Source organism: Prosthecomicrobium sp. N25 (genome assembly GCF_037203705.1).
Lineage (GTDB): Bacteria > Pseudomonadota > Alphaproteobacteria > Rhizobiales > Ancalomicrobiaceae > Prosthecodimorpha.
Genome location: NZ_JBBCAT010000017.1, coordinates 1 through 575 on the forward strand (window position 1 = coordinate 1; position 575 = coordinate 575).

The window sequence follows — 575 nt, forward strand, 5'->3', positions numbered from 1 at the left end:
CTCCAGCTGCAGAACACCGCCGCCAACGTGGCGCTGACGCAGGGCCGGCTCGCCACCGGCAAGAAGGTCAACTCCGCCCTCGACAACCCCTCGAACTTCTTCACCGCGTCGTCGCTGAACAGCCGCGCCAACGACCTGAACAACCTGCTCGACGGCCTGTCGAACGGCATCAAGGTCATCGAAGCAGCCGACAACGGCCTCTCGGCCATCACCAAGACCGTCGAGTCCCTCCAGTCGACCGTCCGTCAGGCCCGTCAGGACAAGTCCAACAAGACCGCGTCCTACACCTACACCGCCTCCTCGCTCGACGGCGCCAGCGCCAAGGACATCGAGTTCTCCGGCGGCGCGGTCGGGTCGACCAACGTGGCGGTCTCCCTGCAGAGCTCCAAGATCCAGGGCTCCGGCTTCGCGGCCGTGACGGGCGGCACCGCCGGCACGATCACGATCACGAACGCCAACGTCAACGGCGGCAGCGCCGTGACCGTCACGCTCGCCAGCGGTGACGATGCCGCCGCCGTGGCCGGCAAGATCAACACCGCCCTCGATGCCGCCACCGGCGGCGACGGCGGCGTCTC

The 575-nt window shown here is 68.3% G+C and carries 1 protein-coding gene; it reads left to right on the plus strand.

From position 1 onward, the window contains the following. Window positions 1-575: flagellin N-terminal helical domain-containing protein (locus tag WBG79_RS27575; RefSeq protein WP_443147531.1), on the plus strand; the 575-nt coding region annotated here is incomplete at both ends.